The 18,668-nt window shown below is 63.6% G+C and carries 18 protein-coding genes; 3 read left to right on the forward strand and 15 right to left on the reverse strand.

Annotation, left to right across the window (positions count from 1 at the left end):
• Position 1: 1 nt before the first annotated feature.
• The 15 genes from lpxB to H6935_01765 form a co-directional block, all read right to left on the reverse strand.
• On the reverse strand, positions 2-1,183 hold the full coding sequence (lpxB, locus tag H6935_01695) for a lipid-A-disaccharide synthase (GenBank protein MCP5277057.1): 1,182 nt from the start codon (positions 1,181-1,183) through the stop codon (positions 2-4).
• Positions 1,184-1,216: 33 nt separating this feature from the next.
• Positions 1,217-1,993 (reverse strand): acyl-ACP--UDP-N-acetylglucosamine O-acyltransferase, encoded by a 777-nt coding sequence (gene lpxA / locus H6935_01700; protein ID MCP5277058.1) that lies wholly within the window; start codon positions 1,991-1,993, stop codon positions 1,217-1,219.
• Between the two features lie 4 nt (positions 1,994-1,997).
• Positions 1,998-2,435, reverse strand: coding sequence for a 3-hydroxyacyl-ACP dehydratase FabZ (fabZ, locus tag H6935_01705; protein MCP5277059.1), 438 nt, complete (start codon positions 2,433-2,435; stop codon positions 1,998-2,000).
• A 13-nt stretch (positions 2,436-2,448) separates the two neighbouring features.
• Positions 2,449-3,486: a UDP-3-O-(3-hydroxymyristoyl)glucosamine N-acyltransferase gene (lpxD, locus tag H6935_01710; GenBank protein MCP5277060.1), complete on the reverse strand. Its 1,038-nt coding sequence runs from the start codon at positions 3,484-3,486 to the stop codon at positions 2,449-2,451.
• Between the two features lie 12 nt (positions 3,487-3,498).
• Positions 3,499-3,993, reverse strand: coding sequence for an OmpH family outer membrane protein (locus H6935_01715; protein MCP5277061.1), 495 nt, complete (start codon positions 3,991-3,993; stop codon positions 3,499-3,501).
• Between the two features lie 14 nt (positions 3,994-4,007).
• Complete coding sequence (bamA, locus tag H6935_01720; GenBank protein ID MCP5277062.1) at positions 4,008-6,314, reverse strand: outer membrane protein assembly factor BamA; 2,307 nt, start codon at positions 6,312-6,314, stop codon at positions 4,008-4,010.
• Positions 6,315-6,385: 71 nt separating this feature from the next.
• Positions 6,386-7,738 (reverse strand): RIP metalloprotease RseP, encoded by a 1,353-nt coding sequence (gene rseP, locus H6935_01725; protein ID MCP5277063.1) that lies wholly within the window; start codon positions 7,736-7,738, stop codon positions 6,386-6,388.
• A 38-nt stretch (positions 7,739-7,776) separates the two neighbouring features.
• On the reverse strand, positions 7,777-8,946 hold the full coding sequence (locus H6935_01730; GenBank protein MCP5277064.1) for a 1-deoxy-D-xylulose-5-phosphate reductoisomerase: 1,170 nt from the start codon (positions 8,944-8,946) through the stop codon (positions 7,777-7,779).
• Positions 8,943-9,725: a phosphatidate cytidylyltransferase gene (locus tag H6935_01735; GenBank protein ID MCP5277065.1), complete on the reverse strand. Its 783-nt coding sequence runs from the start codon at positions 9,723-9,725 to the stop codon at positions 8,943-8,945. Before H6935_01735 ends, H6935_01730 begins: the two co-directional genes overlap by 4 nt.
• 6 nt (positions 9,726-9,731) lie before the next feature.
• The gene (gene uppS, locus H6935_01740) at positions 9,732-10,484 is read right to left on the reverse strand and encodes a di-trans,poly-cis-decaprenylcistransferase (protein MCP5277066.1); all 753 of its coding nucleotides are present in this window, start codon (positions 10,482-10,484) and stop codon (positions 9,732-9,734) included.
• 75 nt (positions 10,485-10,559) lie between these two features.
• Positions 10,560-11,117 (reverse strand): ribosome recycling factor, encoded by a 558-nt coding sequence (gene frr / locus H6935_01745; GenBank protein ID MCP5277067.1) that lies wholly within the window; start codon positions 11,115-11,117, stop codon positions 10,560-10,562.
• A 33-nt stretch (positions 11,118-11,150) separates the two neighbouring features.
• The gene (locus H6935_01750) at positions 11,151-11,861 is read right to left on the reverse strand and encodes a UMP kinase (GenBank protein MCP5277068.1); all 711 of its coding nucleotides are present in this window, start codon (positions 11,859-11,861) and stop codon (positions 11,151-11,153) included.
• Positions 11,862-11,880: 19 nt separating this feature from the next.
• Complete coding sequence (locus H6935_01755; protein MCP5277069.1) at positions 11,881-12,753, reverse strand: elongation factor Ts; 873 nt, start codon at positions 12,751-12,753, stop codon at positions 11,881-11,883.
• Positions 12,754-12,852: 99 nt separating this feature from the next.
• Positions 12,853-13,599: a 30S ribosomal protein S2 gene (gene rpsB, locus H6935_01760; GenBank protein ID MCP5277070.1), complete on the reverse strand. Its 747-nt coding sequence runs from the start codon at positions 13,597-13,599 to the stop codon at positions 12,853-12,855.
• A gap of 176 nt (positions 13,600-13,775) precedes the next feature.
• Positions 13,776-15,128, reverse strand: a complete 1,353-nt coding sequence (locus H6935_01765) for a replication-associated recombination protein A (protein MCP5277071.1) — start codon at positions 15,126-15,128, stop codon at positions 13,776-13,778.
• Between the two features lie 217 nt (positions 15,129-15,345).
• Between H6935_01765 and gspG the strand changes: the two genes are divergently transcribed.
• Genes gspG through H6935_01780 form a run of 3 tightly spaced genes read left to right on the forward strand, consistent with a single transcriptional unit; the run spans position 15,346 to position 18,628 of the window.
• Positions 15,346-15,777, forward strand: a complete 432-nt coding sequence (gspG, locus tag H6935_01770) for a type II secretion system major pseudopilin GspG (protein ID MCP5277072.1) — start codon at positions 15,346-15,348, stop codon at positions 15,775-15,777.
• Between the two features lie 5 nt (positions 15,778-15,782).
• Positions 15,783-16,970: a type II secretion system F family protein gene (locus tag H6935_01775; GenBank protein ID MCP5277073.1), complete on the forward strand. Its 1,188-nt coding sequence runs from the start codon at positions 15,783-15,785 to the stop codon at positions 16,968-16,970.
• Positions 16,967-18,628, forward strand: coding sequence for a type II/IV secretion system protein (locus H6935_01780; protein ID MCP5277074.1), 1,662 nt, complete (start codon positions 16,967-16,969; stop codon positions 18,626-18,628). Before H6935_01775 ends, H6935_01780 begins: the two co-directional genes overlap by 4 nt.
• The last annotated feature ends 40 nt before the right edge of the window (positions 18,629-18,668 follow it).

Here is an 18,668-nt window from a genome sequence, read left to right on the forward strand (position 1 = left end):
CTCATCCCCCCAGAAACGGGCCCAGGGCCTGGGCGATGAGCCTGGGGGTGTCCCGGCGCAGGCGTGCGCGCTGGAGGGCGAATTCCTCAGTCTGGGCGCGGCGGGCCGCCGCGTCGCCCAGCAGCTTTTCCAGGGCCTGGCTCAGGGCCTCCGGCGTGGCCTGGTCCTGGATGATTTCCGGCACCAGGTCGCGGCCGGCCAGGACATTGGGCAGGCCGATCCAGGGCTGGAGGGCCTGACGTTTCATGATCTGGTAGGTCAGCCAGGGCACCTTGTAGGTGATGACATGGGGGCAGTCCAGCAGCAGGGCTTCCAGGGTGGCGGTGCCGGAGGCGATGAGGGCGCAGTCCGCGGCCTGCAGGGCGTCATGGGCATGGCCGAAGAGGATGCGCAGGGGCAGGTCGTGGGCCTGGGCCCGGTGCACGGCTTCCTCGAAGGCCCGGCGGGTTTCCCGGTTCACCAGGGGCACAATGAAGCGCACGCCGGGGCGCGATGCATGCAGTTTGCGGGCGGTCTGGATGTACAGGTCCGCCAGGGCCTTGAGTTCCCCGGGGCGGCTGCCGGGCAGCAGGGCCACCCATTCGGCGTCCGGGGCCAGGGCCAGGCGCGCCCGGGCAGCCCCTCGGTCGGGTTCCGGCAGCGCATGGGCGATGGGATGGCCCACATAGGTGGCTGGGATGCCTGCCTGCCGGTAGATATCCTCCTCGAAAGGAAAGATCAGCAGGACATGGTCCACGGCCTTGGCCACCTTGCGGATGCGTTTGGGGCGCCAGGCCCACACGGAGGGGCTGACAAAGTGGATGGTGGGGATGCCTGCACGCTTCAGGCGGCGTTCCAGGGCGAGGTTGAAATCGGGAGCGTCCACGCCGATGAACAGCCTGGGCGGCGTTTTGAGGAGGAGCTGGGCCAGGGTTTTTCGGATGCGCAAGATCTGGCGCAGGCTGCCCAGGGCCTCCACATAGCCCCGCACGGACAGGGCCTCCATGGGAAAAAGGGAGCGTGCACCGGCAGCCTGCATCTTCGGGCCGGCGATGCCGAGAAAATCGCACTTCGCTCCCGCGCTGGCGACGGACCGGATCAGCAGGCTGCCCAGCAGGTCGCCGGAGGCCTCTCCCGCGACGATGGCGATCTGCGGGGGATGAGGGATGGGGGATAACGGGTGGGGGGGACGGTTCTTCCCCATTTCCCCTTCACCCTTCCCCATTCCCGACTCCAATCAGCGGACGATGCCGCGACCGGGCTGGGCGAGGAAGGCCGCCAGGAGGACGAGCTCCGGCGTGGCTTCCGTCTCCCTGGCGATGGCGGCCTGGGCCTCGGCCAGAGTCAGGCCGGATTTGTACAGGGTCTTGTAGGCGCGCTTGATGGCGCTGATGGCATCCGGGCTGAAGCCCCGCCGCTTGAGGCCTTCGGCGTTGATGCCGTGGGGCTGGGCAGGGGAACCCGCCACCGTGAAGTAGGGGGGAATGTCCTGACGCACCACGGAGGCGATGCCGGTGATGACGTGGGCGCCCACCCGGCAGAACTGGTGCACGCCCGTGAAGCCCCCCAGGATGGCGAAGTCGCCTACATGGGCATGGCCCGCCAGGGAGGCATTGTTGGCGAAGATGGTCTGGTCGCCCACCACGCAGTCGTGGGCGATGTGCACGTAGGCCATGATCCAGTTGTGGCTGCCGATGCGGGTGACGCCCTCGTCCTGCACAGTGCCGGTGTTGAAGGTGCAGAACTCGCGGATGACGTTATGGTCGCCGATCTCCAGCCGGGTGGGTTCACCGGCGTACTTCTTGTCCTGGGGTTCCTCCCCCAGGGAAACGAAATGGAAAATGCGATTGCCCTGGCCGATGCGGGTGTGGCCGGTGAGGACCGCATGGTGGCCGACACGGGTGCCCGCGCCGATTTCCACATGGGGACCGATGACGCTGAAGGCGCCGATCTTCACATCCTTGTCCAGGCGGGCGGCCGGGTCTACCAGGGCAGTGGGATGAATGCTCGCCATGGACTCAGTCCAGTTCTTTCAGGGTGCACATGAGTTCCGCTTCGCAGGCCGTCTGGCCCTCCACAGTGGCCTTGGCGGCAAACTTCCAGATGCCCCGGGTGACCTTGAGGATGGTGGCTTCCATGCGCAACTGGTCGCCGGGCACCACCGGGCGCTTGAAGCGGGCTCCGTCGATGCCGACGAAATAGATCACGGAATTGGGCCCCACTTCCTTGCCACCGCTCTTGAAGGCCAGCAGGCCCGCAGTCTGGGCCAGGGCCTCGATCATGAGCACGCCGGGCATCACCGGATGGTTGGGGAAATGCCCGGGAAACTGGGGCTCGTTCATGGTGATGTTCTTGATGGCGACGATGCGTTCGTTGGGGACGATCTCCAGTACCCTGTCCACCAGCAGGAAGGGATAGCGGTGGGGTAGAAATTTCATGATCTGGGTGATATCCATGCTTTCCATCTCGTTATTCCTTGTCTTTCAGTGACTTTTCCAAAGCCCGGATGCGCCGGGACAGATGATCCAGGTGGCGCAGGTGGGCGGCGTTTCTTTTCCAGTCGTCGTGAGCCATGAGGGGCTGCACCGATGTGTAGACGCCGGGTGTGCGGATATCCTTGGCCACGAAGCTGCCGGCCGAGACGGTGACCCGGTCGCAGATCTCGATGTGGCCGATGATCATGGCGGCGCCGCCGATCTGGCAGTAGGCGCCGATGCGGGTGCTGCCGGCAATGCCGACGCAGGCGGCGATGGCGGTATGCCGGCCGATGCGGCAGTTGTGGGCGATCTGGATGAGGTTGTCCAGCTTGGCTCCATCCTCGATCACCGTGTCGTCCAGGGCACCCCGGTCGATGGTGGTGTTGGCTCCCACCTCCACGTCGTGGCCGATGACGACGCGCCCCACCTGGGGGACCTTGGACCAGTGGCCACCCTTTTCATCCTTCTCCCAGGCCAGTCCGAACCCGTCGCCGCCGATGACGCAGCCAGGTTGTAGCACGGCGCGGTCGCCGATCTGGCAGCCGTGCTGCACGGTGGCGCGGGGCTGAAGCAGGCAATGTTCGCCAAGCCTGGTGTGGGGGCCCACATAGGCCTGGGCACCGATGCTTGATCCGGCGCCGACCACGGCTCCGGAGGCGATGACGGCCGCCGGGCCGACGCGAACACCCTTTCCCAGAATTGCGTCGGGCGCGACGCTGGCGGAGGGATGAATGCCCGGGGGCAGGCTGGGCTCGGGGTGAAGCAGGTTCAGAGCCCGGGCGAAGGCGGCGTGTGGATTGGGCACCACCAGACAAGCCCCGTCCAGGGCATCCGCCAGTCCATCCGGCACGATGAGTATCCCAGCCGCCGATGCCTGGGCCAGGGTCAGGTATTTCTGGCTGACGATAAAACTGAGTTGGTCCCTGCGCGCGTTTTCCAGGGATGCAGCGCCGACAACGGATGTTTCCGGATCACCCCGGACGGTGCCGCCCAGTTGGGCCTGGAGTTCGGCCAGGGTCAGGGCAGCCATGGGCAAGAACGATCAGCGGTCCAGAACCTTCAGGACGCGCTCGGTAATGTCCACCTTGGGGCTGGCGTAGACCACGTTTTCCAGGATGAGGTCGAACCTTTCCTTCTCGGCGATTTCCAGGATCGCCTTGCGGGCCCGTTCCTGCACGCCACCGAATTCCTCGTTCTTGCGCTGGTTCAGGTCCTCGCGGAATTCCCGCTGCGCATGCTGGATGTCACGGGACAGGTTGGCCAGGTCCTTCTGTTTTTTCGTGCGTTCAGCCTCGGACATGGTCAGGGCTTCCTTTTCAAGACTGGTCTGGAGGTCCCGGGCCTGCTTGATCAATTTTTGTATGTCCTGCTCCCTGTTCTGGAATTCCTTTTCCAGTTTTTTCTGGGCTTTCACCGCCAGTTGGGAATCACGAAAGACCCGTTCGGTGTTCACGAAGCCGATCTTGGTGTCCGCTAGGGCATTGCCGAGAAAGGGCAGGGCAAGCAAAAACAATGTAAGGCGTGCAAGGTGATTCAATGTGGACTCCTGACTCAAAATACGTTGCCAAGCTGGAACTGGAACATCTGTTCCTTGTCGTCGGTGGCCGAGTTCAGCGGCTGGGCAAGGGAAAGCTTGATGGGACCCATGGGCGAGTACCAGGTGACTGCCGCGCCTACAGAATAGCGCAGTTCGTCGACAGCGAACGTGCCGTAGCGGCCGAGCCGGTCACCGGGTCCGAACACCTGGCCGATGTCGGCAAAGGCAGACAGACGTATGGACTTGTCATTGCCCATGCCGGGGAAGGGGAACAGCAACTCCGCATTTCCCACAACACGGGTTTCACCGCCGATGGAGAAGGAAGTGCCCGCGGCGTTCAGTTGTTTGGGGCCAAGGGCGCTGGAGTCGAAGCCTCGCACGGAGCCGATGCCTCCGGCGAAGAAATTCCTGAATATCGGCAAGTCTTTGCCGTCCAGGCCACCACCCATGCCTACTTCACCATTCAGCAGGAGGCTGACTGAGCGGGATATAGGCTTGAGCCACTGATATTGGTAGTTGAGCTTGTAATACTGGAGGTCTCCGATGGGGCTGCCCCACTCCGCGAAGACCCTTTGGTATGTCCCTTTGGTGGGAAAGAGCAGGCTGTCCCGGGAGTCACGCGACCAGCCGGCCTCAAGCCGGAGTGTGTCGGTGGTGACACTGCAGACGGAGGGTATGGCGCACCCCGAGCCATAGGCATTGGCAAAGGTGAAGTACAGGGCGGGGGCATTTGGCGTCAGATCCAGTGTGGTTTCTTCATATACCGCTCCCAGGTGTACCGTGTCGTATTCCGTTATGGGCAGGCCCACGCGCAGGCCCGCCCCCAGGGTATCGGTGCTGTAGTCCGCCAAGGCAGAAAGGCTGGAACTGGTGGTGTCCACCTTTTTCTTGTAGAGGTCATAGCCCAGGCTGATGCCGTCCTTGGTGAAATAGGGGTTGGTGAAGGACAGCCCGTAATGGGTGTTGACACTGCCGCTGTTGAGGTTCAGGGACAACCGGTTGCCCGTGCCGAACAGGTTGTTCTGTGACACCGAGCCCGACAGCACCAAGCCTTCCGAACTGGAGAAGCCGGCACCCAGGAGCAGGTTGCCGGTGGCCTGTTCTTCCACGTTGATGTTCACATCCACCTGGTCCGTGGCACCGGGCACGGGGGGTGTTTCCACCGTCACATCCTTGAAGAAGCCCAGGCGGTCCACTCGCTCCCGGGAGCGGTTGATCTTGTCGGCGGCGTACCATCCGCCTTCCAACTGGCGCATTTCCCGCCGCACCACTTCGTCCTTGGTGCGGGTGTTGCCCGTGACGTTGACGCGGCGCACATAAACCTTGCGGCCCGGATCCACCATGAACGTGAAGGCGGCGGTGTGGGCGCCCTGGTCCAGTTCGGGCACGGCGTTCACGTTGGCGAAGGCATAACCGTCGTTGCCCAGGCGGTCGCCGATGTTCTTGGTGGATTCCGTCAGTTTTTCCCGGGAAAACACGTCCCCCATCTTGAGGGATACCAGTCCCTTCAACTCGTTTTCGGCAACGGGAAGGTTGCCAGCCAGGCGGAAATCCGAAACGGTGTACTTCTCGCCTTCGCTGATGTTGATGGTGATGTAGATGTCCTTCTTGTCCGGGGTGATGGAAACCTGGGTGGAAGCGATATTGAATTCAAGATAGCCCTGGTTCATGTAATGGGAGCGCAGGGTCTCCAGGTCACCTCCCAGCTTTTGCTTGGAGTACTGGTCGTTCTTGGTCCACCAGGACATCATGCCCGACGTGCCCTGGTTGAAGAGCTTCAATAGGTCCTTCTCCTTGAAGGCCTTGGTGCCGACGATGTTGATGGCCTTGATCTTTGCCACGTCGCCTTCGGTGATATCGAAACTTACGGCCACGCGGTTACGTTCCAGGGGCGTGGTGATGGCCTTGACCTGCACCGCGTACATGCCCCGATTGAAATACTGACGCTTGAGTTCCTGTTCCGCCTTGTCCAGAAGGGAGCGGTCCAGGATGCGGCCTTCCGCCAGGCCCAGATCCTTGAGACCCTTGGCAATGTCTTCCTTCGAGAATTCCTTCATGCCGTTGAAGTCGACGCTGGCGATGCCAGGTCGCTCTTCCACCATGACGATGAGTACGTCGTTGGTGACTTCCAGGCGCACGTCCTTGAAAAAACCCGTGGCGTAGAGGGCCTTGATGGCGCTGGACGCCTTGTCCGCGGTAAGGGTGTCCCCGACCTTGACGGGCAGGTAGCTGAAGACCGTACCGGCTTCGGTGCGCTGGATACCTTCCACCCGGATGTCCTTGACCGCGAAGGGCTGAAAGGATTGGGCCAGGACTGGCATGGGAGTAAGAATGGCACCCCAGAGGGCAAGAGCGAGCAGGTTGGGGCGAAAGGCACGCATGATGGGGATGGTCATCCGGCGAAAAGTCGTTGTAGGTCGTTATAGAGGGCAAAGAACATGAGCAACGCCAGCAGTCCCATGCCGATTTTCTGACCGATTTCCTGCACCCTTTCAGATACCGGGCGGCCGGTCAAAAATTCCGCGAAATAATACAGCAAGTGCCCCCCATCCAGTAACGGCACGGGCAGCAGGTTGAGCACGCCCAGGCTCACACTGACCAGGGCCAGGAAGGCGACGAAGCTTGTCCAACCGCTCTGGGCGGACTGGCCCGCGTAATCGGCGATGGTGATGGGACCGGAGAGATTTTTCAGGGAAGCTTCGCCCATGACCATGCGACCCAGCATTTCCAGGCTAAAAACGGACAGTTCCCAGGTGCGCTGGCCGGCCCGTTGCAGTGCCTCCCAGGGACCATAGCGCGCCACGTCCTGATAGGGTGCAAGCAAGGCGGGATCCACCTTGGGGGCCACGCCGATGCGTCCGGTCCGTGTATTGCCCTCCGCTGTCGCCACGGGCACCACGGGGATATCCAGGGAGTGTGTACCCCTTTCGACGCGCAGCAGCAGGGTCCGGTTGGGCGCATCACGAACCCTTTCCACCAGGGCCTGCCAATCATCGATGGGCTGGCCATCCACCGCCAGGATCCGATCTCCGTTTTGGAGCCCGGCCTGCTGGGCAGGGCTGCCGGGCATCAATTCGCCCAGAACGGAGGGCAGGGGAGGGAGGTAATGCACCAGGCCCAGGGCGCGAAGGGGATTTTGTTCCGCTTCTTCATTCTCCAGGCCGTCCGGGACGATGCGGCGATAGGCGTAGTGCTGCCGGGCGTCGCTGGTCTCCAGGGTGAAGGATTCCTTGCGCAGCGCCCTCTTTAGCACCTGCCAGTGCAGATCCTGCCAGCTTTGGGTGGCTTCGCCGTTGACCGCCACCACCACTTCGCCCGCATGGATGCCGGATAGGGCTGCGGGAGTGCCGGCCGGTGGTTCGCCCAGAACGGGCTTGGTGACCGGAATGCCGGACATGAACAGGGCCCAGAACAGCAGGATGGCCAGGAGAAAATTGGCCATGGGGCCCGCGGCGACGATGGCGGCCCGGGCGCCCACGCCCTTGCGGTTGAAGGCCTGGTGCAGTTGCTCCGGGGGCACCTCGCCCTCCCGCTCGTCCAGCATTTTCACGTAGCCGCCCAGGGGAATGGCGGACAGGGCCCATTCCGTATCCCGGCGGTCCGTCCGCCGCGCGATGACCTGGCCGAAGCCCACGGAAAAGCGGAGCACCTTTACCCCGGCCAGGCGGGCTACCAGGTAATGGCCGAACTCGTGGAAGACGATGAGTACCGCCAGGGTGAACAGGAAGGCGAGAAGGGTGGTCATGCAGGCATCAATCCTTATGGGAGAGCCCGGCTGGGAGTCTAGCGTGCGGCAATGCGTTCCCGAGCAACTGCCCTGGCCTCGGTATCCGCGGCCAACAGGTCTTCCAGGCTGTCAGCTCGCTGGCCGGCGAGGCGGTCCAGCACCTCGGTCAGGATGGCAGCGATGCCCAGGTAGGGCAGGCGGTGATCAAGGAAGGCGGCCACGGCCTCTTCGTTGGCGGCATTGAGGATGGCCGGGGAGGCGCCACCGGCTTCCAGGGCCTGGTAGGCCAGCTTCAGGCAGGGAAAGCGGGCGTAGTCGGGGTTTTCAAAGGTGAGAGTGCCGATTTTGGACAGATCCAGCCAGGTCACGCCGGCCTCCACCCTCTCCGGGTAGGCCAGGGAGTGGGCGATGGGGGTACGCATGTCCGGGTTGGATAACTGGGCCAGCACCGACCCGTCCAGGTATTCCACCATGCTGTGGACGATGCTCTGGGGATGGATCACCACCTCGATCTGCTCTGGCCGGGCGTTGAACAGCCAGCTGGCCTCGATGACCTCCAGGCCCTTGTTCATCATGGTGGCGGAGTCCACCGAGATCTTCCGGCCCATGACCCAGTTGGGATGGGCCACGGCTTGTTCGGGCGTGACGTCCTTGAGGGTCTCCACTGATCGGGTGCGGAATGGGCCGCCGGAGGCGGTGAGGAGGATGCGGCGCACGCCATGGACTGCCAGGTCGCCGTTGTAATCGGCCGGCATGGACTGGAACACGGCGTTGTGCTCCGAGTCGATGGGCAGTAGGGTGGCGCCGTGGTCAACGACCGCTTCCATGAAGAAGCGGCCGGCCATGACCAGGGTTTCCTTGTTGGCCAGAAGCACCTGCTTGCCCGCCCTGGCCGCCGCCAGGGCGGGGCGCATGCCGGCGGCGCCCACGATGGCCGCCATGACGCTGTCCACCTCGGGCAGGGTGGAGACCTGTTCCAGGGCTTCCACCCCCGCCAGAACCTCCATGTCCAGGTCCCGCAGCATTTCCCTGAGGGACTGGGCCTTGTCCTCCTCCATCACCACCGCATAGCGGGGGCGGAATCGCCGGCACTGCTCCGCCAGTTTCTCCAGCTGGTTCTGGCCGGTGAGGGCCACCACCCGGAACTTGTCGGGATGACGGGCCACCACATCCAGGGTGTTGACCCCGATGGTGCCGGTGGCGCCCAGAATGGTCAGGTTCTTCATTGCATCCACATGTAAAAAAGCGTGGCGGCGGGGAGGGTGGCCGTGAGGCTGTCGATGCGGTCCAGAACACCGCCATGGCCGGGCAGGAGATTGCCGCTGTCCTTGACGCCGGCCTGGCGCTTGATCCAGCTCTCCATCAGGTCGCCTACCACGGAAAGGAACAGCAAGGCCCAGGCGGCCAGCATGGCAGGCAGCCAGGAGACCGGCAGGCCCTCGGGCCAGGCCAAGGCGAGCACCAGAGCATAAACGGAGACACCCACCCAGGCACCCGCGACCCCTTCCCGGGTCTTGCCCGGGCTGATGCTGGGGGCCAGTTTGTGCCGCCCAAAGCGACGGCCGCTGAAGTAGGCGGCACTGTCGGCGATGACCACCAGTCCCACCACCGCCAGCAGCAGGCCCGGAGACTGCCCCCTCAGATCGACGATGGCGACATAGGTGGGCACCAGGACCAGCATGCCCATGGCGAGCAGCAGGGGCCTGGCCCGGAACGTCGTGCCGCGATACAGCAGCCAGGGCGCCATGAGCCAGAAGGACAGGGATAGCAGGTAGGCCCAGGAGCTACCCTGGCCGTACAGGGCCAGCGCGGCACTCGCCAGGGTGAGCACGCCCGCGTAGATACTTCCCAGGCCCTTTCCCAGTCCGGTGAGGTCCGCCCATTCCAGGGCGCCCAGGAAAAGGGCCAGTCCCATGATGCCCATCCACAGGGTGGGGGAGGCGAGGAAAAGGGCGACTAGAAAGCCGGCGATGAGAGGCAGGGCCGTGAGAATGCGGGTGAGCAAGTCGGCTCAGCTTTCCTGGAGTTGTTCGCTGGTACGACCGAAACGGCGTTCCCGCTTGCCATAGGAAGCAATGGCGGTGTCCAGGGCCCGGGCATCGAAATCTGGCCAGAGGGTATCGGTGAAGTACAACTCGGTGTAGGCCAGTTGCCAGAGCAGGAAGTTGCTGATTCGCTTCTCCCCGCCGGTACGGATGAACAGGTCCGGCTCCGGGGCATAGTGCATGCTCAGGAAGCCGGCCAGGGCCTCCTCCGTCAGTTCAGGGCTTTCCGGATGGGCCTTGCGCCAGTTGTTGACCGCATGCAGCAGGTCCCAGCGGCCACCGTAGTTGGCGCATACGGTGAGGGTGAGACGTTCGTTACCTGCCGTGTCGGCCTCTCCCTTGGTGATGAGTTCCCGCAGGCGGTTATCGAACCGTGACAGGTCGCCTACCACCCGAAGACGCACGCCGTTCTGGCCCATCTTGGAGACTTCCCGTTCCAGGGCCATGACGAAAAGCTCCATCAGGCGGTTCACTTCGTCCTGGGGACGACGCCAGTTCTCGGAGCTGAAGGCGAACAGGGTGAGGTACTCGACGCCTCGCTCAATGCAGGCCTGGACCATGTCCCGCACCCGCTCAACGCCCTGGGCGTGGCCGGCCACCCTGGGCATGAGGCGTTTCTTTGCCCAGCGGCCGTTGCCGTCCATGATGATGGCAATGTGCCTGGGGACCTGGATGGTCTCCGGTATGGCCGCGGTGGTGCTGAAGAAGCGTTTGATCATCGTTTCAAGTTGGCAGTCTGCAGTTGGCAGCGATCAGTAGACTGCAAACTGATGACTGAAGGCTGCCCGCTTGAATTAAACCGCCATCAAATCCTTTTCCTTTTCGACCGTGGCCTTGTCGATCTCGGCGATGTACTTGTCAGTGAGTTTCTGCACCTCGTCCTGGGCACGGCGCTCCTCGTCCTCGGAGGCTTCCTTGTTCTTCACCAGTTCCTTCAGGTGGGCAATGGCGTCGCGGCGGATGTTGCGCACGGCCACCTTGCCGTTCTCGGCCTCGCCCCGCACCAGCTTCACCAGTTCCTTGCGGCGTTCCTCGGTGAGGGGGGGCATGGGCACGCGGATCACCTCGCCCATGGAGGCAGGGTTCAGGCCCAGGTCGGAGTCACGGATGGCCTTTTCCACCTTGGATACCATGGGTTTCTCCCAGGGTTGAACGCCCAGGGTATGGGCATCCATGACGGAGATGTTGGCCACCTGGTTGATGGGCATCAGGGTGCCGTAGTAATCCACCTTCACGTGATCCAGGATGCCCGCATGGGCCCGGCCGGTCCGCACCTTGTGGAAGTCAGCCTTCAAGGCTTCGAGGGACTTCTTCATCTTTTCTTCGGCGGATTTCTTGATGTCGGCAATCATGTCGTTCTCCTGTTTCTTTGCTGCTCAGGGCGTTCAAGGTACCACGCGGGTACCTTCGGGCTCGCCCATGATCACGCGCTTCATGGCGCCGGCCTTGAAGATGCTGAACACGGCCAGGGGCAGTTGCTGCTCCCGGCAAAGGGCAAAGGCGGCGGTATCCAGAACGCCCAGGTTTCTGGCGATGGCTTCATCGAAGGTGAGCTGGGCGAAGCGAGTGGCGGTGGGATCCTTCTTGGGGTCTGCGGTATAGACACCATCCACCTTGGTGGCCTTCAGCATCATGTCGGCGCCGATCTCCGCACCCCTCAGGGCCGCGGCGGTGTCCGTGGTGAAGAAGGGGTTGCCGGTGCCGCCGCCGAAGATGACCACCCGACCCTTTTCCAGGTGTCGCACGGCGCTATCCCGCTCGAAGGCCTCGCCCACATGGGCGATGGTGACGGCAGTCTGCACCCGGGCTTCCACGCCGGCGGCCATGAGGGCATCCTTCAGGGCCAGGGCGTTCATCACCGTGGCCAGCATGCCCATGGAATCGGCGGTGGCCCGGTCCATGCCAGTCAGGGCACCGGTGGCACCCCGAAACAGGTTGCCGCCTCCCACCACGATGCCTACCTCCGTGCCCAGGTCCACCACTTCCCTGATCTGGCCGACGATGGCGGCCATGGTCTCGGCGTGGTAACCGAAGGCGTCGGGCCCCATGAGGGCTTCGCCGGAGAGTTTCAGCAATACGCGGGTAACGGCAGCCATGGCGTTTGTTTCCTCAGGCTCAGACCTTGGCGGCGGCGGCCACTTCGGCGGCGAAGTCGGTGACCTTCTTCTCGATGCCTTCGCCGACGATGAACATGGTGAAGCCGTGGCACTGGGCGCCCTTGGACTTCAGCACCTGCTCCACGGTCTGTTTGTCGTCCTTTACGAAGGGCTGGGACAGCAGGGTGACTTCCTTGAGGAACTTCTGCACGGTGCCCTCGGCGATCTTCTCCAGCATGGCTTCCGGCTTGCCGGCTTCCTTGGCCTTCTCGATGGCCACGCGGCGCTCGGTGTCGATCAGATCCTGGGACACGCCGGAGGCGTCCAGGGACTTGGGCTTGGAAGCGGCGATGTGCATGGCGATGTCCTTGGCCATGGCCTCGTCGCCGGAAACGTCCACCAGCACGCCGATCTTGTTGCCATGGATGTAGCTGGCGAACTTGCCCTGGGCATCCAGGCGCACGAAGCGGCGGATGGACATGTTCTCGCCGATCTTGCCCACCAGCTCGGTGCGGGCCTCTTCCACGCTCTTGCCGTTGTAGGGCAGGGCGGAAAGGGCGGCCACGTCGGCGGGTTTCTGGTTCAGCACCATCTCGGCCAGGGCGCGGGTCAGGGCCAGGAAATCATCGTTCTTGGCCACGAAGTCGGTCTCGCAGTTCACTTCCACCATGGCGGCGGACTTGCCGTCGGCGCCGATGTTGATGGATACCACGCCCTCGGCAGCCACGCGGCCGGCGCTCTTGGCGGCCTTGTTGCCGAATCGCACGCGCAGGATTTCCTCGGCCTTCTGCATGTCGCCGGTGGCTTCGGTGAGGGCCTTCTTGCAGTCCATCATGGGGGCGTCGGTGCGTTCGCGCAGTTCCTTCACCATGGATGCGGTGATTTCAGCCATTTCGATCTCCTAAAGTCTGTAAAAACGCCCCGGGGTGCGGGGCGTCAAATTTTTGCAATCTTAGTAGGGGCCCAGCCCCGTCGTCCTATTTCGCCGCGCTTATTGGCCAGAGGCCTCGCCGGCGTCGACTTCGACGTATTCGTCCTCGCCGGCGGCAGCCACGAGTTCCTCAACCATGTTGGCCTTGCCTTCCAGCACGGCGTCAGCCAGGCCGCGGGCATACAGGCGGATGGCACGGGCGGAATCGTCGTTGCCGGGAACCACGTAGTCCACGCCTTCGGGGGTGTTGTTGGAGTCCACCACGCCGATCACGGGAATGCCCAGCTTGTTGGCTTCGGTGATGGCGATCTTCTGGTAGCCCACGTCCACCACGAACAGGGCGTCGGGCAGGCGGTCCATATCCTTGATGCCGCCCAGGCTGTTCAGCAGCTTGTCGTATTCACGCTGCAGGCGCAGGGTTTCCTTCTTGCTCAGGGTGGAGTCGGCAAGGAGGGCTTCCATGTCCTTCATGCGCTTGACGGATTGCTTGACGGTCTTGAAGTTGGTCAGCATGCCGCCCAGCCAACGGTGGGAGATGTAGGGCATGCCGCAACGGGCAGCCTCTTCGGCCATGATGTCCCGGGCCTGGCGCTTGGTGCCCACGAACAGGATGGAGCCCCGGTTGGAAGCCAGCTGGCGCGCGAACTTGGCGGCCTCGCTGAACATCGGCAGGGTCTTTTCCAGGTTGATGATGTGGATCTTGTTGCGATGGCCGAAGATGAAGGGGGCCATCTTGGGATTCCAGTAACGGGTCTGGTGGCCGAAATGAACACCGGCTTCCAGCATCTGACGCATGGTCACGGACATGGACTGCTCCTAGGTTAAGGTTTTGCCGCCATCCGCGAAGAACCCCGGCTTGGCCGGAGCACCTTAACAGTGCGGATGTGTGGATTTAGCCGGTCCGACACCAAGCCGGACGCAAAGCTGGTGAATTCTAGCAGCCATGGCCGGGACAGGACAAGGAGAACAGCAAGTTGTGCCGCTCATTTGCTGCCTTTTTCCCGGGCGAGGGCATCCAGTTTCCTGAGGTGCTCCAGCCGTTCGCCGATGTTGCTCTCCAATCCACGTGGAGTGGGCGAGTAAAAGCGTGGAGATGTTTTTAACTCGTCCGGAAAATAGGTCTCGCCGGCCGCATAGGCCTCGGGCTCGTCGTGGGCATAGCGGTAGGCATGGCCGTAACCCAGTTCCTGCATGAGCTTGGTGGGCGCGTTGCGCAGATGCAGGGGCACGGGGCGGGAGCCGTCTTCCTTCACGAAGCGCCGGGCGGCTCCGTAGGCCTGGTAACCGGCGTTGGACTTGGGGGCGCAGGCCAGGTAGATCACCGCCTGGGCCAGGGCCAGTTCGCCTTCCGGGCTGCCCAGGCGCTCGTAGGTTTCCGCGGCGTCCAGGGCCATGCGGGTGGCGCGGGGGTCAGCCAGGCCGATGTCTTCCCACGCCATGCGCACGATGCGGCGGGCCAGATAGCGGGGGTCGGCGCCACCGTCAAGCATGCGGGTAAACCAATATAGGGAGGCGTCCGGATGGGAGCCCCGCACGCTCTTGTGCAGGGCGGAGATCTGGTCGTAGAAGGCTTCTCCCCCCTTGTCGAAACGGCGCAGCGATGGGGACAGGGCTCGTGTGGCGAAGGCGGCTTCCACCTGGGAGATGCCGGCGGTGAGGGCGGCCACGGACAACTGCTCCGCCAGGTTTATGAGTCTGCGGCCGTCCCCGTCGGCATAGGCCACCAGCATCTTGCAAGCCTCATCGCTCAATTCCAGCCCCAGCTTGCCTTGCGTCAGGGCCCTGTCGAGCAGGGCGGCCAGTTCATCCACGTCGAGGGCGTTGAGTACGTAAACCTGGGCCCGGGAGAGCAGGGCGCCAACCACCTCGAAGGAGGGGTTCTCCGTGGTGGCGCCTATGAAGGTGATGAGTCCTGATTCCACGTGGGGCAGGAAGGCATCCTGTTGGGCCTTGTTGAAACGGTGTACTTCGTCCACGAACAGAATGGTCTGGCGGCCCTGGTGCAGGTTGATGCGGGCCCTTTCCACGGCTTCGCGTATCTCCTTCACCCCGGCCAGCACGGCGGAAATCTGGATGAAGTCGGCATCGAAGTGCTGGGCAGTCAGGCGGGCCAGGGTGGTCTTGCCCACCCCAGGAGGGCCCCAAAGGATCATGGAGTGGAGGCGGCCCGCCTCGAAAGCCAGGCGCAGGGGCATGCCCGGGCCCAGCAGATGGGTTTGGCCTATGACCTCACTCAGGTTCCGGGGCCGCAGCGCCTCGGCCAGGGGAGCGACGCTGGCAGATCGCTGGGGACCTGACGCGGAAAACAGGTCCAGGGGCTCTGTGGGCGTCTTCATCTTGGCGGGGGATTTCCATCGGCTCAAAAACGACGGCGGGCTTCGATTTTAACCAGTGACAAGACCGTTTCGGCATGTCAAGGTATTAATACTCTGAATCAGCTTCATTAAGCGGCATTCCATGCACAATATCTTCATGAACCGATGTCATAGTCACCTTTTTATATGGGCGTTCGCCAAGAGCCCTCGCTTGCGGCATGGCCCCCTCGAAACAGGCATGAAGAGTCCTCAAGTATTGCAATCTCTTAAGCAGAGGGGGTTCACTCTGCTGGAACTCCTGGTGGTGTTGGTCATCCTGGGTTTGCTGGTGGGCTATGTGGCGCCGCGGTATTTCTCCCAGGTGGGCAAGTCCGAGGTCAAGGTGGCCAGGGCCCAGATTCGCGCCCTGGAAGACGCCCTGGACCAGTATCGTCTGGACGTCGGCCACTATCCGGGCAGCGAACAGGGGTTGTCTGCCCTGAGCGCGCAGCCCAACGGCGAGGCCCGCTGGCAGGGGCCCTATCTCAAGAAGGCCGTGCCCATGGACCCCTGGGGCAACGCCTACGTGTACCGATTCCCCGGGGAACATGGCGAGGTGGACCTGTACTCCCTGGGCAAGGATGGCCAGCCTGGCGGTACGGGTGAGGCAGCCGACATCACCAACTGGTAGCGTGCATGTTATTCGAGATCCGGGCCCTGGGCCGCGAGGGCCGCGTACGGTTGAGACTGGAGGCGGCCGATTCCTCGGACGCAGCCCAGCAGGCCAGGCTCCAGGGCCTGACGGTGCTGGACGTGCGCACGGGTTCCCGACTTGCCGCTTGGCCCCTGGGGCGCCATGGCCGCTTTCCCCTGTCCCTTTTTTCCAGGGAACTGCTCGCCCTGCTCAACAGTGGCCTGGCCCTTGTCGAAGCCCTGCAGACCCTGGAAGAAAAGGAAACCCGGCCCGAGACCCGCAAGGTGCTCACTGACGTGCTGAGGCATCTCTATGAAGGCGAGTCCTTTTCCGCGGCCATCGCACACCAGCCCCTGGTGTTCCCAGCGTTGTACATCGCCACGGTTCGCGCCTCCGAGCGCACCGGGGATCTGCCCCAGGCCCTGGGGCGCTACGTGGCCTACCAGGACCAGGTGGAGCAGGTGCGCAAGAAGGCCCTTTCCGCATCCATCTACCCCTTGCTGCTGATGGGGCTGGGCGGCCTGGTGGCCCTGTTCCTGCTGGGCTACGTGACCCCCCGGTTTTCGTCCATCTATGCGGACAATGTGGACCGCCTGCCCTGGGCTTCCCGCATGCTCATGGAATGGGGCGGATTCGCCGAGGCCCATGCGGCAGAGGCGGGTCTATTGCTGCTGGGCCTGGCGAGCGCATTCCTGTATGGTGCCACCCGCCCCGGCACCCGGGCCTTGCTGGGACGGGTGGCCTGGAGCCTGCCTGCCCTGGGTGAGCGGTTGCGGATTTTCCAACTTACGCGCTTCTATCGCACCGTGGGGATGCTGCTCTCCGGCGGCATCCCGGTGGTCACTGCCCTGGAAATGGCCTCCGGGCTCCTGCATCCCGAACTGCGAAGCCGCCTCGAGGCCGCCTCGGCGGAGATACGGGAGGGCAAGTCCATTTCCCAGGCCATGGAGCGGGCAGGGCTCACCACCCCGGTGGCCCTGCGCATGCTGCGGGTGGGAGAGAAAAGCGGACGCATGGGGGACATGATGGAAGCCATCGCCACCTTTCACGACGAGGAGACCAGCCGCTTCGTGGACTGGTTCACACGCCTTTTCGAGCCCCTGCTGATGGCGGTGATCGGCTTGATCATCGGCCTGATCGTGGTGCTTTTGTACCTGCCCATCTTTGAACTGGCGGGAAGCCTGGAATGAAGCTTACGGCAGAACTCGTGCAACAGGCCCGGGAGAAGGTCCGGAGCCAGGGCGGTACATTGCTGGCTGCCCTGGAGGCGCTGTGCGGGGTTTCCGGGGCGGAATTCCTGGACGAACTGGGCCGAGCCTTCGCCTATCCGACCCTGGGGATGGACCGTCTGCGGGACCTGGAACCAGCCTTCGACCTCCTGCCCTTCAGTGAGGCCCTGGAGCGCGAATGCGCCGTCTGCAGGGATGGCGAAGGCAGGGTGTGGTTCGTGTTCGCTGACCCCCTCAAGCCGGACCTTCTGGAATGGGCCGAGCGGCGGATATTGGTGCCGTTCACAATCGTTCTGGCCCTGAGGGAGGACATCCTGGCCTGGCTGAACCGCCTGGAAGGCGGTCTTCGCGCCATGGATGGGGTACTGGGTGAATCCCAGGGCGCCGCCGCGGGCGAACGGGTGGAAGAGATCTCCCTCAAGGCCATCGGCGCGGACGCTTCGCCGGTGGTGAAGCTCGTCCACTCCACCCTCTACGACGCACTGTCCAGTGGCGCCTCGGACATTCACCTGGAGAACGATGCCCAGGGCCTGGCCATCAAGTACCGCATCGACGGGGTGCTCAACCATATCGGCCAGACGGCCGGGCGGGACATGGCGGAGCAGGTCATCTCCAGGGTCAAGGTCATGGCGGAACTGGACATCGCCGAGCGTCGCGTGCCCCAGGACGGGCGTTTCAAGGTCCAGATGAAGGGCCGCGAGATCGACCTTCGGGTCTCCATCATGCCCGGCGTATTCGGTGAGGACGCCGTTCTGCGCGTGCTGGACCGCCAGCAGCTGGCGGACGAACTCAAGGGCATCACCCTGGAGCGGCTGGGCTTCGATGCGGCCACCCTGAACCGGATCCGCAAGCTGGCCCGGGAGCCTTATGGCATGTTCCTGGTGACCGGTCCGACGGGTTCCGGCAAGACCACCACCCTTTATGCCGCCATCTCCGAGATACACACCGGCCAGGACAAGATCATCACCATCGAGGACCCCGTGGAGTATCAGCTGCCCGGCATCCTTCAGATACCGGTGAACGAGAAGAAAGGGCTTACCTTCGCCCGGGGCCTGCGTTCCATTTTGCGCCATGACCCGGACAAGATCATGGTAGGCGAGATCAGGGATGCCGAGACGGCCCAGATCGCCGTGCAGTCCGCCCTTACCGGCCATCTGGTGTTCACCACCGTCCATGCCAACAACGTCTTCGACGTGATCGGCCGATTCATGCACATGGGGGTGGACCCCTACAGTTTCGTTTCCGCCCTGAACGGCATCCTTGCCCAGAGGCTTGTCCGGGTCACCTGCCCCCATTGCGCCGAACCCTTTGTCCCCGACGCCCAGTTGCTGGCGGATTCAGCCCTGACGCCCCAGCAGGCCGCCGGCTTCGACTTCCGCGCCGGCCGCGGTTGCGGACAGTGCCGTGGCAGCGGTTACAAGGGCAGGCAGGCCATCGCAGAGATGATGCTGCTCAATGACGAGATTCGCGAACTCATCGTTGCCCGCTCACCCATTCGCCAGGTGAAGGAGGCGGCAGCCCGGGCGGGCGTGCGAAATCTCAGGGACTCGGCCCTGGACATGGTGCGCCGAGGCGTGACTACCCTGGAGGAGATCAATCGTGTCACTTTCGTGGCCTAGCGCACGCATTGCTCTCGCCCCCGGCCATGTAGCCGTGACC

Source organism: Thiobacillus sp. (genome assembly GCA_024235835.1).
Classification (GTDB): domain Bacteria; phylum Pseudomonadota; class Gammaproteobacteria; order Burkholderiales; family Thiobacillaceae; genus PFJX01.